General features: G+C 67.9%; 12 protein-coding genes. 5 read left to right on the top strand and 7 right to left on the bottom strand.

What is annotated here, in order from left to right:
- Positions 1-94: 94 nt before the first annotated feature.
- The 3 genes from ABZ004_RS30510 to ABZ004_RS30500 form a co-directional block, all read right to left on the bottom strand.
- The gene (locus ABZ004_RS30510; protein WP_355684534.1) at positions 95-1,249 is read right to left on the bottom strand and encodes a hypothetical protein; all 1,155 of its coding nucleotides are present in this window, start codon (positions 1,247-1,249) and stop codon (positions 95-97) included.
- Positions 1,250-1,281: 32 nt separating this feature from the next.
- Entirely contained in the window at positions 1,282-2,532 is a 1,251-nt protein-coding gene (locus tag ABZ004_RS30505) for an SAM-dependent methyltransferase (RefSeq protein WP_355684533.1), read from the bottom strand.
- A 141-nt stretch (positions 2,533-2,673) separates the two neighbouring features.
- Entirely contained in the window at positions 2,674-3,039 is a 366-nt protein-coding gene (locus ABZ004_RS30500; protein ID WP_355684532.1) for a hypothetical protein, read from the bottom strand.
- 181 nt (positions 3,040-3,220) lie between these two features.
- On the opposite strand from ABZ004_RS30500, the gene ABZ004_RS30495 reads away from it, so the two are divergent.
- Both ABZ004_RS30495 and ABZ004_RS30490 read left to right on the top strand, forming a co-directional pair.
- Positions 3,221-3,796: a helix-turn-helix domain-containing protein gene (locus tag ABZ004_RS30495; RefSeq protein ID WP_355684531.1), complete on the top strand. Its 576-nt coding sequence runs from the start codon at positions 3,221-3,223 to the stop codon at positions 3,794-3,796.
- Complete coding sequence (locus tag ABZ004_RS30490) at positions 3,793-5,151, top strand: MFS transporter (RefSeq protein ID WP_355684530.1); 1,359 nt, start codon at positions 3,793-3,795, stop codon at positions 5,149-5,151. Before ABZ004_RS30495 ends, ABZ004_RS30490 begins: the two co-directional genes overlap by 4 nt.
- On the opposite strand, the gene ABZ004_RS30485 is transcribed toward ABZ004_RS30490, so the two are convergent.
- The 3 genes from ABZ004_RS30485 to ABZ004_RS30475 all read right to left on the bottom strand — a co-directional run bounded on the left by ABZ004_RS30485 (position 5,075) and on the right by ABZ004_RS30475 (position 9,078).
- On the bottom strand, positions 5,075-6,187 hold the full coding sequence (locus ABZ004_RS30485; protein WP_355684529.1) for a hypothetical protein: 1,113 nt from the start codon (positions 6,185-6,187) through the stop codon (positions 5,075-5,077). The two genes, ABZ004_RS30490 and ABZ004_RS30485, sit on opposite strands and share 77 nt — an antisense overlap.
- Before the next feature lie 146 nt (positions 6,188-6,333).
- Positions 6,334-7,671, bottom strand: coding sequence for an FAD-binding oxidoreductase (locus tag ABZ004_RS30480; RefSeq protein WP_355684528.1), 1,338 nt, complete (start codon positions 7,669-7,671; stop codon positions 6,334-6,336).
- A 63-nt stretch (positions 7,672-7,734) separates the two neighbouring features.
- Complete coding sequence (locus tag ABZ004_RS30475) at positions 7,735-9,078, bottom strand: FAD-binding oxidoreductase (RefSeq protein WP_355684527.1); 1,344 nt, start codon at positions 9,076-9,078, stop codon at positions 7,735-7,737.
- 209 nt (positions 9,079-9,287) lie between these two features.
- On the opposite strand from ABZ004_RS30475, the gene ABZ004_RS30470 reads away from it, so the two are divergent.
- Together ABZ004_RS30470 and ABZ004_RS30465 are read left to right on the top strand one after the other, a co-directional pair.
- Positions 9,288-10,418, top strand: a complete 1,131-nt coding sequence (locus ABZ004_RS30470; RefSeq protein ID WP_355684526.1) for a LuxR C-terminal-related transcriptional regulator — start codon at positions 9,288-9,290, stop codon at positions 10,416-10,418.
- Positions 10,415-11,518, top strand: coding sequence for a LuxR C-terminal-related transcriptional regulator (locus tag ABZ004_RS30465; protein ID WP_355684525.1), 1,104 nt, complete (start codon positions 10,415-10,417; stop codon positions 11,516-11,518). Before ABZ004_RS30470 ends, ABZ004_RS30465 begins: the two co-directional genes overlap by 4 nt.
- On the opposite strand, the gene ABZ004_RS30460 is transcribed toward ABZ004_RS30465, so the two are convergent.
- Entirely contained in the window at positions 11,515-13,101 is a 1,587-nt protein-coding gene (locus ABZ004_RS30460) for an acyltransferase (RefSeq protein ID WP_355684524.1), read from the bottom strand. The genes ABZ004_RS30465 and ABZ004_RS30460 overlap by 4 nt on opposite strands.
- A 97-nt stretch (positions 13,102-13,198) precedes the next feature.
- Here ABZ004_RS30460 and ABZ004_RS30455 point away from each other — a divergent pair, with 97 nt between their 5' ends.
- Positions 13,199-14,284, top strand: coding sequence for a LacI family DNA-binding transcriptional regulator (locus ABZ004_RS30455; RefSeq protein WP_355684523.1), 1,086 nt, complete (start codon positions 13,199-13,201; stop codon positions 14,282-14,284).
- The last annotated feature ends 183 nt before the right edge of the window (positions 14,285-14,467 follow it).

Genomic DNA, 14,467 nt, shown 5'->3' with positions numbered 1-14,467 from the left:
GCCGGACCCCGGGCGGGTGCCGGACCCCGGGCGGGTGCCGGTCCCCGGGCCGGGTACCGCAACCGGGGGGGGTGCCGGAGCCGGGGGTGTGTGGTTAGGCGGCGGGGGTTCGGCGGCGGGGGTGGTCGGTGGGGGGTGCTTGGCCGGTGAGGCGGGCGTTTTCGGCCATCCGGTCGAGGCGTTCGCGGCGGCCTGGGGGGAAGGTGACGATCATGATGACGAAGGCGAAGAGGGCGGCGCCGATGATGATCCAGCGGAGGTTGTGGCTCTTCTTGGTGGTGTCGCTGTCGGCGGCCGAGTTCTTCGGGGTGGTGGTGGCCGACGGCTTGGTGGCGCCACCCTTGGCGGCCGGAACCGACATTTGGTAGACCGCTGAGCCCTTGCCTTCGCTGCCTACCAGGACCGAGTCGGTGCCGTCGGGGCCTACCGCGACCGATTCGCCCTGGGCCAGCGGGGTGGCGGCGCGGCCGACGACCTTGGGCGTCTCTCCCCAGGTGACCCGGGCGATGTCCACGTAGCTGCGGAGGACCACGGTCTGGCCGTCTGGCAGGAAGGTGCCGTCGGTGACGCCGGCTGGTCCGTCGGCGAGCTTGGTCAGCTCGTTGGTGCCTTCGCGGGAGGCTTCGTCGGGGGCGGCGTAGAAGCCGCCGAGGCCCTTCGCGACCTTGGTGACGAAGAACATCTGCTTGGTCTCCGGCGCGATCAGCAGCGTCTCCGCATCGTGCGCGCCGTCGGGGTACTTGAAGTCGTAGCGGTGGAACTTCACGTTGGTGGCGTCCGCGAGCTTCATCGGCTCGGGGATCGTGTACACCTCGATCATGTCCCGGTTGGCCTTGTTGTCACCGATGTCGGCGATGTAGATCGTGCCTTCGCTGTCGACTGCGATCGCCTCGACGTCCTTGACCGGAGCCTTGAAGCTGAGCTCCGCCTTGACCTTGCCGCTGGCGTTGATGCCGAAAACGCGGGCGGTGTCACCGGAGTCGTTCACCGTCCACCACAGGCCGACATACTTCTGGCTCTTCGCCAGTCCCGAGGACTCGTCGATCCGCTCGTCGCGGATGGTGAACAGCTTCTTCGGCTCCGGCGGCGGATCAGCCAACGGCACCTGCACCGCGACCTGCTGCCGAGCAGCCGCCTGCTGAGCCGCGGCCGGCTGGCGAGCGAACTGCCGGGGAGCGGTTTGCTGGAGGGTGGTCGCCGTGGCCGAACCGGCGGGTGCCGCGGCACCTGCCAGGCTCAGCAGGGTCACGGCGGTCACGGTCAGGGCGTTTCGCAGCAAGCTCAGAACACCGCCTCGCGGTTGGGATCCAGGACCAGCTCCGCCAGCCTTGGTGTGACTTGCCACTCGCCGGTCAGCGCGGCGTACTCCGCCCGGACCTCCGGACCCACCGGCGCACCCGTCCGGGCAGCCCGCAGCAGCAGATTGCGCGGCGTGTGTTCACTGTCCACGAACTGCACCACCTCTACCCGGTAACCGACCTGACGCAACACGGCTGCTCGCAGCGTATCCGTGAGGACGTCAGCGAACCGCTCACGAACGATGCCATATCTGGTGAGAAGTCCGTAAGGCGGCGGTGGTTCGACGCTCTTGAGCTGCTTTTGGATGTCGTGGTGGCAGCAAGGTGCCGCGAGCACCAGCGGCGCCTGCCAGCCGACCGCTCGGGCCAGCGCGTCGTCGGTGGCCGTGTCGCAGGCGTGCAGCGCCAGCACCACGTCCGGCGGTGTCTCCAGCTCGGCCTCCGCGATCGTCGCGTCGACGAAGCGCAGATGGTCCTGCCAGCCGAGCGCGGCGACGCGGCGGGTGTTCCGCAACCGGGCGGCCGGCGTGCGATCGATACCGGTCATCCGCACGTCGTGACCGGCCTCGGTCAGCAGGTGGTACGCCGCGAGCGTGAGGTACGCGTTGCCGCAGCCGAGGTCGACCACCTGGAGCGGCCGGCCGGCCGGGATCCGCCTGGCGGCCAGTGCCTCGTCGACCGCCGGCGCCAGCAGCTTGCAGAACTCGTCGATCTGCTTGTACTTCGACTGCCGCGACGGCTTGACCCGGCCGAGGTGGTCGCTGATCCCGAGCTCGATCAGGAACGGCGCGGCCGGATCGAGAGCACGCTGCTTGACCCGGTCGTGCCCGGTCTTCTGCTCGTGGCTCTCGGCCTGCCGGTGCAGGAGCGACTTGCCCTTCTTGGTGTAGCGCAGCCGCAGGGTCTCGTCGGTCGTCTCGACATGCCAGTTCCCGTACGGCGCCTCGAGCAGGCTGTCCACCGACTCGGCCGCGACCGTCCCGGCCGCCGCGTTCCGGGTGTGCGCCTGGCGCTCGTCGTACTCGGTGATCTGCAGGTGCCGGACCCCCTTGAGGTCGACGTACCGCAGTTCGACCCGCTGGTACTGCGGGGCGTCCGAGCCCCGGCGGCGGCCGGAACCGATCGCCCGGACCAGCGTCTCCGGAGCCAGCAGCGCGCCACGGATCACGTCCCGTGGGCCGGAGCCGTCGTCCGGCTCGCCGATGGGGTCGCCCGGACCCGACTCTGCCTGCATCGCGCCATTGTCGCTGACCGCTCCAACCGATCACAAAACGGTATCGCCGACCGGCGTCAAGAGCCCACGCCAAAGCACCGGCACCGGATCCCCGGAAGCCGGCGGCAGGGTTGCGCCGGGGCCGGATGGCGGGCGGCCAGGTCATTGCAGGGTCTCGTCTTCGGCGAGCAGGTTGAGGGTGCGCAGGCGGGCCTCGATGCCGCCGGGCTGGCGACCCAGTTCCTTGACCAGGACGTCCTTACCGACACCGTCGTTGAAGAGCTGGGTGAGGCGTTCCTCGTCCTCGGGGACCCAGCGGCGGAACGCGTTCGGATAGGTCTTGCGGGCCTCCTCGATCCGGCGGCCCATCGAGCGGGAGTCGAGCATCTCCAGCGACTGGATCCGGCCCTGGCGATGCCGGCCGACCTCCTCGCCGTCGCGCCAGAACACCACCACACCGTCGTCGAACGTCATCAGATCGGCGGGCACGTCGCAGTAGTCCGTGTCCTCGAGTGTTACCCGCAGCATGGCTGCCTCCTGCTCTCCGCGGCGCCCGGCCCCGATGACCGTGGTCTTTACCGCTCACCGGAGAAGATGCCGCGATCGGGCCGCCCCAGAAAGGCGACTTCCAAGCCTGTGGACAACCAATCGCAAGATCGGTTTGCAAAATCTCTTTGCAAACCGATTTTGCAGTCCTAGACTCACCACCATGAGCGAAGACGCAAAGAAGACGGTCGAGCTGGACGCCCAGCTCCTGCGCACCCTGGCCCACCCGATGCGCAACCGGATGCTCGGCCTCCTCCGCGTGCACGGCCCCGCCACCGCGACCACGCTGGCCACCCGCCTCGGCGTGAACACGGGAGCAACCAGCTACCACCTACGCCAGCTGGCCGAGGCCGGCCTGGTCGTCGAGGACGACACCCGCGGTAACGCAAGGGATCGCTGGTGGAAGTCCGCCCACCAGGGCACGGAGTTCGACAAGAGCCAACTGCTCGAGGAGGAGCCGGAGCTCGCCCTCGGGTTCCTGCACGGCGTCGGACAGATTTACGCCGAGAACATGTTCCAGGCCATAGACGCCCTGCAGACCCAGACGCCCGAGTGGCGCGAGGCGACGCTCATCTCCGACTACTTCTTCCACCTCTCCGCCGCCGAGACGCAGCAGATGCTCACAGAGGTGCTGGCCGTGCTGGAGAAGTACCGCACCGAAGACCTCACTGCACCGATCCCCGAGGGCGCCAAGCAGGTCACCGTCCAGATCCAGGCCTACCCCCGGGAAACCCGATGAGCACAGTCACCGAAGCACCAGAACAGACCACAGCAACCCCGCGTACGCCGTACCGGGTGCCCTTGATCGCCTATCTGGTGGCCAACGTCGTATCGCTCTGCGGCACCAGGGTGAGCGCCATCGCGATCCCCTGGTTCGTCCTGGTCACCACCGGCTCACCGATGAAGACCGGCTTGGTCGCGTTCGCCGAGATGACCCCACTGGTGCTCTGCAAGGCGTTCGGCGGCCCGCTGATCGACCGGATCGGTGGCCGAAGGATCAGTGTCAGCGCCGACCTCGCCAGCACGTTTGTCGTCGCACTGATCCCGCTGCTGCACACCCTTAACCTGCTGTCCTTCCCCGCTCTCCTGACACTTGTGGCCATCGCGGGCGCTCTGCGCGGTCCTGGCGATGCTGCGAAGCACACGCTCGTCCCAGACATCGCCGCGGCCGCCAAGGTCCCGCTGGAGCGAGTGACCGGCCTGGAGAGCACGACGGAAAGGCTGTCGGGCTTCATCGCCTACGGCATCGCCGGTGGACTCATCACGCTGGTCGGCACGGTCAACGCCCTCTGGGTCGACGCCATCTCGTTCGCCGTCTGCGCAGCCCTGATCCGCATCTGGGTACCGAAGCCCACCGAAGCCACCAAAGCCGTCAAAGCCACCGAAAGCACCGAAGATGACAAGCCCAGCTACCTCGAGGAGCTCAGAGAAGGCTGGCAGTTCCTCCGCAAGGACAAGCTGATGATGCCGCTGGTCGTGATGATCGCCGTCACCAACCTGCTGGACGCTGCGATAGGCGCAGTACTACTTCCCGTCTGGATCAAGGACCACGGCTTCGGACCCGGTCACACCAGCCTGATCCTGCTCTCGTTCGGCATCACCGCGACCCTGTTCGCACTGCTGGCGTCCGCGATCGGCAACAAGCTCCCGCGCAAGGTGGTCTTCACAGTCGCCTTCCTGATCTGCGGTGCGCCCCGCTTCGTCCTGCTGGCCTTCGATGCCCCTGTGTGGTCCGTGATGCTCGTCTACGCGATCGGCGGTATCGGCGCCGGCTTCATCAACCCGGTACTCGGTGCGCTCTTCCTGGAGCGGATCCCGCGGGACATGCTCGGCCGGGTCAGCTCACTGAGCAACGCGATCGCCTGGACCGGCGTACCGCTCGGTGGTGTCGTCGCCGGAGCAGCGATCGCAGGGATCGGTCTGGTCCCGGCACTGCTGGCAGGAGGTTGCCTGTACTTCGTGGCGACTACCGCACCGGTTCTCATCGGCCGCACCGAGAACTGGGGCGGCCGCCCGACTAGGAAGGATCGCCAGGGTCCAAGGGGAACCGTGGAGCGTCCGGATCTGGCGGCAGCCCCCACATCTTCGGTGTAACGGCAGGAGCCGCTGCCTGCCTGAGCCGGTTGCGTTCAGCACCGAGCAGTCCGAAGAGAATGAGGTCGAGAGTCATACCACCAACAGCAGCGAACTGCGTCCCGGCGAACTGGAACACCTGAGTCACCAACAGCGAGACCAGCACAGCAAGCTCGAACAGCCGTACTGCGCGCACGCGATCGCCACGACGCAACCGCCATCCACCCCGGACGGTAAAGGTTGCCGAGAGCAAACTTCCCGCAGCCACCCCGAGCACCGGAAGATCCGTCAGCAGCCGGCCGTCGTTGAACCGGATCCCGGCCGCGATCGCGGGCGCACCGATCGCCTGCACCACCAGCACCGCGACGGCGATCGTCGGCGCGTAGGGGTGCGTCGCAAGCCGCTCGAACCCACGCTGCACAGCACGCCAGGCGATATCCACCGGCGCCGCGAGCTCCACCTCGTCAGGCGGACACGCGAGCAGCAACGAACGGGTCTCGGACCACGCCACGACGCCTGGATCGACACGGTTGAGTTGCTCGGTCGCCTCTGCGCTACGACGCTTGGACAATCCACCGGCGACGCCCTCGACGGCATGGTCGACCACATTCGCCAACCGCTCGCGCGGGTCGAGCGGCCGGCGGTTGGTGAAGAACCTCGACGCCAGCACGATCAGCACGAACACGACGTACACGATCGCTGCGGTCGGTTGGTAGAAGTAGTTGTTGTCCGAGGTGATGAACTTGCCGACCTCGTCGATGAACAGGCCGAAGCCGACGCCGCCGACCAGCGCCGCGGCCGGCCGCACCACCGGGCCGACGTACGCGAGCAGCAGGAAGATCGCCACCAGCATCAGCAGGCCGCCGGGCAGCACGTGCGCGATGTGCAGGCCCTTGCCACCGATCTGCGGGTAGCCGCTGAGGCCGAGGATCAGCCGGGTGATCAGCACGGTCGAGACGCCCGAGACCACGAAGGTCGTCAGGTGCTCCCCGGTCCGTACGTTGCGGACCAGCCCCGCCCGCATCAGGTACGCCGACCGCTCGTTCGGGGTGCTCATGGCGCAGAACGTTAGCGGTCCCGCGGTCACCGCACGATGGCAGCGATCACCACGATGGCGACGAGAGCCAGCAATACGACAGAAGTGACGAGCCGTCGGGTCCGGGGGTCCACTGGCTCAGGCTAGTAGACCCCCGACAAAGACACTCAGGCCAGTGGGTAGTTGCCGACCAGTACGCCCGTTGGATCGACCTTCTGCTTGATCTCTCGGAGGCGGGTCAGGTACTGCTCGCCGATGGAGTCCGCCAGTGAGTCCTCTGCACCCAGGAACGACGGCGGGAGCTTCCCCGAAGCCCAAGGCGCCAATGCTTCCTTCAAGGCATGTAGAGCCGCCACAGCCGGCTGCTGCAGTTCAGGGGTCGGCACGATCGCCAGCCCGTTCAGCACGTACTTCGCTGCCGGGTCCACCGCCGCGACACCGGCATGACGGGCTTCTGTGCTCGCCCGCAGGTGCCTGATCTGTGCCTGGAACACCAGCGAAGGCCCTCCCACCTGCTTCAGCAGCGTCCCGATCAGCTCCGGCGTCAACGAGTCGAAGCTGATCGGCACGACCGCGCAGGCCGTTGGCTCGTCAGGCTCCTGGGTGATCCCCGCGATTGACCCAGAAGTCTGTGGCGCGACGCTGTCGACCACGGCGGTCCCGGCGGCCCGGATCGGCGCCAGGGCGGCTTCGAGGGCGGCCGGGTGGAATGGCGCCGCGGCGTCGATCATGCAGAACGACTGCCCGCGGATCGGCTCCGGCATGAACGGTGCGTCCGGGAAGTGGGTCAGGTAGGCCCACAGTGTGACGTGATCGGCAGCAGTAGCCGTCGCCGACGCGTACGCCGTGAGCACAGCCTCCGCCTGGTCGATCGGGAACATCAACCGGCCAGCGGTGATCTCCGGTGCTTCGAACAGCTCCACCTCCACCGACGTCACCACCCCGAAGTTGCCGCCGCCACCGCGCAGCGCCCACATCAGGTCGGAGTCGGTCGTGTCGTCGATCCACCGCCGCGAGCCAGAAGCATCCACCAGCTCCACAGCACGTAGAGACCCTGCACCCGAGCCGTACGGCCGCGAGAACCACGACAGACCGCCGCCGAGACAGAAGCCGACCACCGAGACATCGCCGGTCGAACCCAGCAGGCTCGTGAGGCCGGTGCCGTCCAGAGCGGTCTGCAGGGCACCGAAGCGCACTCCTGCGCCAACCCGGGCGATCCGTGCCTCCGAGTCGACCCAGATGTCGTCCAGTGCGTTGGTTCGCAGCACGATCGTCCCGTTCAGGGACTTGGTCGCGCCGTGGCCGCCGGCCTGAGCGGCCACCCGCAGGCCCCGGGCAGCAGCGAAGGTGACGGTGTGTTCGACGTCGGCCGGCCCGGCGGCTTCGACGACGGCCAGCGGAAGCTGGTCGATGGACAGGTTCCAGGCAGTCCGCACGGACTCCCAGTCCGGATCACCGGGTCCGACGACCCGTCCGGCAAGTGATTCACGCAGTTCTTCGATCATGTCCACAACGGTCCCTGGCACCGCGGACCGGCACCATCCCATGTTTCTGGGGGTCGATCTCCCTCAGATCACTGGGTAGCCGCCAACCAGTACACCGAGTGGGTCGACGTTCTGCTTGATCTCTCGAAGCCTCACCAGGTCAGGCTCCGAGATGGAGTCCTGCAACGAGTCCCCCGCGCCCAGCGACGACGGCGGCAGCTCCCCTGCATGCCAAGGAGCCATTGCGTCCTTCAGTGCGAGCAGTGCTTCCCGAGCGGGCTCCTCGTACTCCGGAAGCGGCACCGGCGCCCAGAGCAGAGCGCAGTACTGCGCAACCGGGTCGGCAGCAGCCACACCGGTATGGCCGATGTCGTCGCTTGCCCGGAGATGGCGGATCTGCACCTGGAAGATCGGTGACGGCTGCCCCAAGTGCTTCAACAGCATGCCAAGTACTTCGGGGCTGAGCTCGTCGAAGGTGGTGGACCCGATCAGTAGCGAAGCCGGATCGCCCGGCGCCGGCGCTATCTCCCCTAGCGAGCCCGGCTCGTGCCTGCGAACCGTGTCGCCCACCGGCGTACCAGCAGCGCGGATAGGAGCCAGCGCTGCCTCCAGCGCAGCTGGTTCATAAGGTGCGATCGCATCGACCATGCAGAACGACTTGCCGCGTACCGGCTCCGGCACGAACGGCACGTCCGGGAAGTGGGTCACGTAGGCCCACAGCGTGACGTGGTCGGCAGCAGTAGCCGTTGCAGCTCCGTACGCCGTGAGCACAGCTTCCGCCTGGTCGATCGGGAACATCAACCGGCCTCCGGTGATCTCTGGTGCGGCGAACAGCTCCACCTCGACCGACGTGATCACCCCGAAGTTGCCGCCACCTCCACGGATTGCCCACATCAGCTCGGGGTCGGTGGAGTCGTCGATCCACCGCCGGGAGCCGGAAGCATCCACCAGCTCCACAGCACGTAGAGACCCTGCACCCGAGCCATACGGCCGGGAGAACCACGACAGACCGCCGCCTGTGCAGTAGCCGACCACCGAGATGCCACCGCAGGACCCAGGCAGCCCAGTGAGCCCGGTTCCGTCCAGTGCCGATTGCAGGGCACCCCACCGCACCCCTGCACCGACCCGGGCGATCCCCGCGTGCGAGTCGATCCAGATGTCGTCCAGCTCGCTCGTCCGCACCAGGATCGTGCCGTCGAGTGCCTTGGTCGCCCCGTGGCCACCGGCTTGAGCAGCGACCTTCAGGTCGTGCGCCGCCGCGAACGCGACGGTGTGCTCGACATCACTCGCGTCAGCAGCCAGTACGACGGCCAGCGGTTGCTGGTCGACGGCCAGGTTCCAGGCAGTCCGGACGGACTCCCAGTCGGAGTTGTCCGGGGTGACGACCCGGCCGGTCAGGACTTCTCGCAAAGGCTCGATCATGCTCATCAGGCTCCTGGCACCGCCTGATGAGCGGTATCCCAGTTTCCTGGGTTCCGCTTCCCCAGGTTGCGGTACGCCCCGGCCACGATCTTCGTCAGCTCCATGCTGACGACGGTCGCCCGATCGGGCGCCGCCCGGTATCCCAAGGTGCAGGGGACTTCGGTTCCCAGAAATCTGGGGTGTGTCGGCAACGACCGGGAGCGCACACTGGTCCGGTGAAGACCTACCACGCCGAATCCGCGCGCGCGGGCCTGCAGGCCGCGGCCGCCGCCGGACTGCCGTGGGACGAGTTCTGCCTGGTCGCGACCGAGTTGCTCGCGCGCGCGATCCCGCACGACTCGGTCTGCCTGGGCACCGCCGATCCGGCCAGCCGGATGCTGACCGGCCGGGTGAAGGTGAACATGGGCTCGGACGAGTCGCAGCGGATGACCGTGGACGAGACAGCCTTCATGCACTACGAGTACGGCGTACCGGACTACAACCACTTCGCCGAGCTGGCCGACCGGCCGATCGCGGTCAGCATCCTGGCCGAGGCGACCGAGGATCAACCGATGCAGAGTCCGCGTTACCGCGACCTGCTCTCGGCCGGCGGATTGACCCAGGAGTTGCGTGGAGTGGTCCGCAGCGACGGCGCGATGTGGGGCTTCTACACGCTCTACCGGCAGGCCGGCCAGAGCGGCTTCTCCCCGGCCGAGGCCGACTTCATGCACCGGATCGAGAGCATCCTGGCGGCCGGCGTACGGCGTGGGCTGATCGCCTCGACCGTCACGGGCCAGGTGCCTGCCGGGACGTCGGCCGCTGTCGTCATCTTCGACGGCACCGGTGCGGTGCTGTCGGCCACCCCCACCGCCGAGGAACGGATCGCCGAGCTCGGCGGTGATCTCTGGTCGCAGCTGCCCGCCCCGGTCACCGCCGTCCGGGTCGCCTGTGCCGCGGCGTCCCGCGGCATCGGCCACCACGTCCCTGCGCTGCGGATCCGCAGCCGGAGCGGCGAATGGCTGTCGTTGCACGCGGCCCCGATCCGCGACCGGGACGGCCGCACCGACCAGATCGCGGTCACCATCGAGACGGCCGGCGCGGCGAAGATCATCCCGTTGATCGTGGCCGCCTACGGGCTGACCGATCGCGAGCGGGACGTCGTACAGCAAGTCCTGGAGGGTGCCAGCACCAACCAGATCGCGGCCCACCTGCACCTGTCGCCGTACACGATCCAGGACCATCTCAAGACGATCTTCGACAAGGTCGGCGTGGCCAGCCGGCGCGAGCTCTCGTCGCAGATCTTCTTCGGCCAGTACGCCGCGCGGATGGGCGACAACCTCGACAGCACCGGATGGTTCGCCGGATGAAGGCCTACCACGCGGAGTCGGCGTACGCCGGGCTCGCGGCGGCCGCGGACGCCGGGCTGTCCTTCATCGAGTTCGCTCATGCTTCCGTCGACCTGCTCGAGCGGGCGATACCGTTCGACTCGATCTGTATCGGGCTCGCGGATCCGGCCACCAGCCTGCTCACCAGCCGGGTGATGATCGATCTCGACCATGCCGACGAAGGCATCTTCGTGCAGTACGAGTACGAGATCCCCGACTTCAACCATTTCGCCGACCTGGCCCGCCAGGAAGTTGCCGTCGGCATCCTTTCCGAGACGACCGCGGCCGCCGGCCGGCACAGCCCGCGACAGCGGGACTACCTGCCGCCGATCGGTCTGGAGCACGAACTGCGCAGCGCCGTCCGCAGCGGCGGCCGGATGTGGGGTGTGCTGACTCTGTACCGCGCGAGCGGACGGGTCGGGTTCTCCCCCGCCGAGGCCCGGTTCATGCACCGGATCGAGACCACGGTGGCCTCCGGACTCCGCCGCGGGCTGATCGCGTCGAGCGTCGACCGCGCCTCCACCGACACCGCCGCCGCGGTGATCATCTTCGACGCCGCGAACCAGGTCGTCTCAGCGACGGCCACCGCCGAGGAGCGGATCGCCCAGCTCGGTGGAAATCTGTGGACCGAGCTGCCGACCGTCGTGCAGACCGTCGCCGCCGCGGCCCGGGCGCATACCGCCGGCGCGCAGCAGGTCGCCAACCTGCGGCTACGCACCAGAACCGGCGAATGGCTCGCCCTGCACGGTACGCCGATCCGCGATCGCGACGGCCTGACCACCCAGACCGCCGTCACCATCGAGACGGCCGGGCCGGCCAAGATCATCCCGCTCATCGTCGCCGCCTACGGGCTGACCGATCGCGAGCGGGACGTCGTACAGCTCGTACTCCGCGGCGACAGCACGAACCAGATCGCCACCGCGCTGCACATCTCGCCGTACACGGTCCAGGACTACCTCAAGTCGGTCTTCGAAAAGGTCGGTGTCTCCAGCCGCCGCGAACTCAGCTCCCGCATCTTCTTCAGCCAGTACACCAACCGCTTCGGCGCCGACATCAACCCCGACGGCTTCTTCGCCGATTAGGTGCGTACTCCGATCCGTTGGGTTGTCAGCAGGGGTTCGGGGCGGTGGACGCCTCGGGGGTGGTAGGCGAGGGCGTCGGAGTGGCCGAGGTAGTCGGCCAGGAGCCAGATGATGGCCAGCCACATCTCGGTTCCTTGGAGGCCGGGGATGGCGTGGTCGTCGGAACCATTGGGGGCGAAGGCGAAACCGGCTCCGTCGGTCCAGTGGTCGAGGATGGTGGTGAGTTGGTGCTCGGCCCAGCGTTGCCCTTCGGCGCGGGCGAAGTCGGTCTGTTTGGCGGCCAGCCAGAGTGGGTGGATGACGTCGAGGACGTTGCAGGCGTTGTAGGCGTTGCCGGTGAAGTGGCGGCTGTCCTGGGTGTGGGTGAGGACGGTTTTGATGGTGGCCTCGGGGTAGGGCAAGGGGAGGCCGAATTGGGCGTAGGTTCCGCGGGTGAGTCGGTAGAAGCCGTTGACTACCTGGAGCCAGCCGTTGTCGGGGTCGGGTTGGCCCCACATGCCGGTGGCTGGGTCGGCGTTGAGGGTGAGCCAGCCCATCAGGGTGGCGAGAGGGCCGGGATCGCTGTGGTCGTTGAGGTTTCGGGCGATCGCCGTACCGAGAGCGTCGATGCCGGCGCCTGCACTCCAGGCATTTCTTGCCCAGGGCAACTGAGCTAACTGGTCCTCCGTGAAGGCCGTGTCAATTCGGCGCTCGAAGCAACTACCGAGGAGCTGGAGGGCATAGCCGACACAGAGGACGTGATAGTTGGTGGGGCCTTGGAGGAGGTCACTGTCGTCTTGGAGAGGGCGGAGCCGGCGTACGAGGTCGTCGCGGGTGTGGCCGTCGGGGGTCCGGCGGAGGAGGAGGTCGGAGATCTCGATCGCGTCGCACCACGGGCGGATCGTGGGCGGGTGGTCGAGGCCGGGACGGTCGACGAAGCGTTCGCCGTCGTAACAACGCTTGAGCAGAACGCTCGTCTGCTCACGCGCCCGGGTGGCGAACGCCGCTAAGCGATCCGAAAGATGTTTTGTTGGGTTGGCTTCTGTGGTTCGTCTGTCGCGGATCTTGCGGGCTGGGTTGCCGACCATGACCGACCATTCTTCGACGTCTTTGGTGACTACTGCGCCGGCGCCGATGATGCTGTGCGGGCCGATGGTGACGCCGTCGACGATGATGACGTTCGAGCCGATCCAGACGTCGTCGCCGACGGTGATGCCGAGGGCGGTGTGCGGCTGCTGGAAGATCGGCCGGTCGGGTGCGGTGCCGTGGTTGAAGGCGATCAAGGAGGCGTGTGCACCGATCCGGACGCCGTCGCCGAGGGTGATCCGGCCGCGCACCACGGCGTACGGATTGATGGTGGTGTCGGCGCCGAGGGTGATCTTGCCGGTGACATAGGCGTGGGCGGCGATGTAGGAGCGCTCACCCATCTCGAGCCGGTCGCAGAACACCGCGGCGGATTCCGCGACGAAGGCATCCGGCGCCAACTCGACGGTGCCGGCCAGCGAGCTCCGGCGCGCGACTTGCCGGGCGCGGTCCTTGTCGGAGGCGGTGGCGGAGTACTCCCAGGGCAGGAAGTCGAGGCGTTCCGGCGGTTCGGCGGTCATTGGAGAACGCTATCCAAGACCCGTGACAGGCCGCAGGTGGCGACCGGTGAGCGGACGGCGCTGCTAATGTCCGGGGCATGCGGGGTGGAGGCACGAGATGACGGCAACCGGATCCAGCGACGGCGAGAACGCCGCCCTCGACGGTCCGCCGAGCAGCGGTGGTCGCCGGAGCCAGCGCGTCACGATCAGCGATCTCGCCCGCCGCCTGGACATCTCCAAGGCCTCCGTCTCGTACGCGCTGAACGGCCGGTCCGGCGTCAGCGAGGAGACCCGGCAACGGGTGCTCAGCCTGGCCGAGGAGCTCGGTTTCCACCCGAACTCGGCCGCCGTCGCGCTGTCCGCGAGCCGGACCCGGACGATCGGCATCGTGATCGCCCGCGACCCGGCACTGATCTCGACCGAGGCGTTCTACATGCGCACGCTGGTCGGCATCGAGCAGTACCTGAACGAGGTGGACTCCTCGCTGCTGCTCCGGCTGACCGGTGAGCACGGCGAAGATCTCGACGTACTCCGGCGCTGGGGCCGGCAGGGTCGCGTCGACGGATTCATCCTGTTCGACGAGCTGAATGACGACCCACGTGTCCCGTTGCTGAAGGAGCTCGGCATCCCCTGTGTCGTGGTGAGTTCGAATGCGCCCGACGACGGCGTCGGGCGGCTGATCAGCTCACCCGAGGAGACCGTGCTGCTCATGCTCGACCACCTGGCCGACCTGGGGCACACCGAGATCGCGCACATCAGCGGTCCGTTCACCTTCGTCCACGAGCAGCTCCGGGTGCGCCTGTTGCGCGAGCACGCCCAGCGGCGCGGCATCCGGGTGAATCACCTGGAAGGCAGTTACGCCTACGAGAACGGTGCGGCGCTGACTCGTTCGCTGTTGACGGGCGAGAACCCGCCGACCGCGCTGGTCCTCGGCAACGACCTGATGGCGGTCGCGGCTCTGCGGGTGGCGATGGATCTCGGGACCAAGGTGCCCGAGGAGCTCTCCATCGTCGCCTGGGACGACTCGCCGCTCTGCGAGCTGGCGCGCCCGGGGATCACCGCGATCGACCAGCAGACGATGGAGCGCGGCCGGATGGCGGCCGACCTGCTGTTCCGGATCGCCGCGGGCGAATCCGGCCTGCACTGGCAGACCCCACCCGGCGTACTCCGGGTTCGCGACTCCACGGGCCCCGCCCACAGCTAGGCCCAAGCAGTGACGCAGCGCGAAATTGCGCTCACGGTCCGCTAATCTGGCGCGCGTAGTACATGTGCCAGATCACGGAAGCCTAACGAACCCGGCTCGGCTGAACCGGTTCGGGTTCACATACTTAACCGGTTAGGCCACTATGGGGCCGACCAGCCTCCCGCTGTCGGCCGGAGGCTCGAT

It is taken from the genome of Kribbella sp. NPDC006257 (assembly GCF_040613535.1).
Taxonomy (GTDB): domain Bacteria; phylum Actinomycetota; class Actinomycetes; order Propionibacteriales; family Kribbellaceae; genus Kribbella.
Note: the sequence above shows the minus strand (reverse complement) of the source record. Positions and strands in the feature narration are given on the sequence as shown.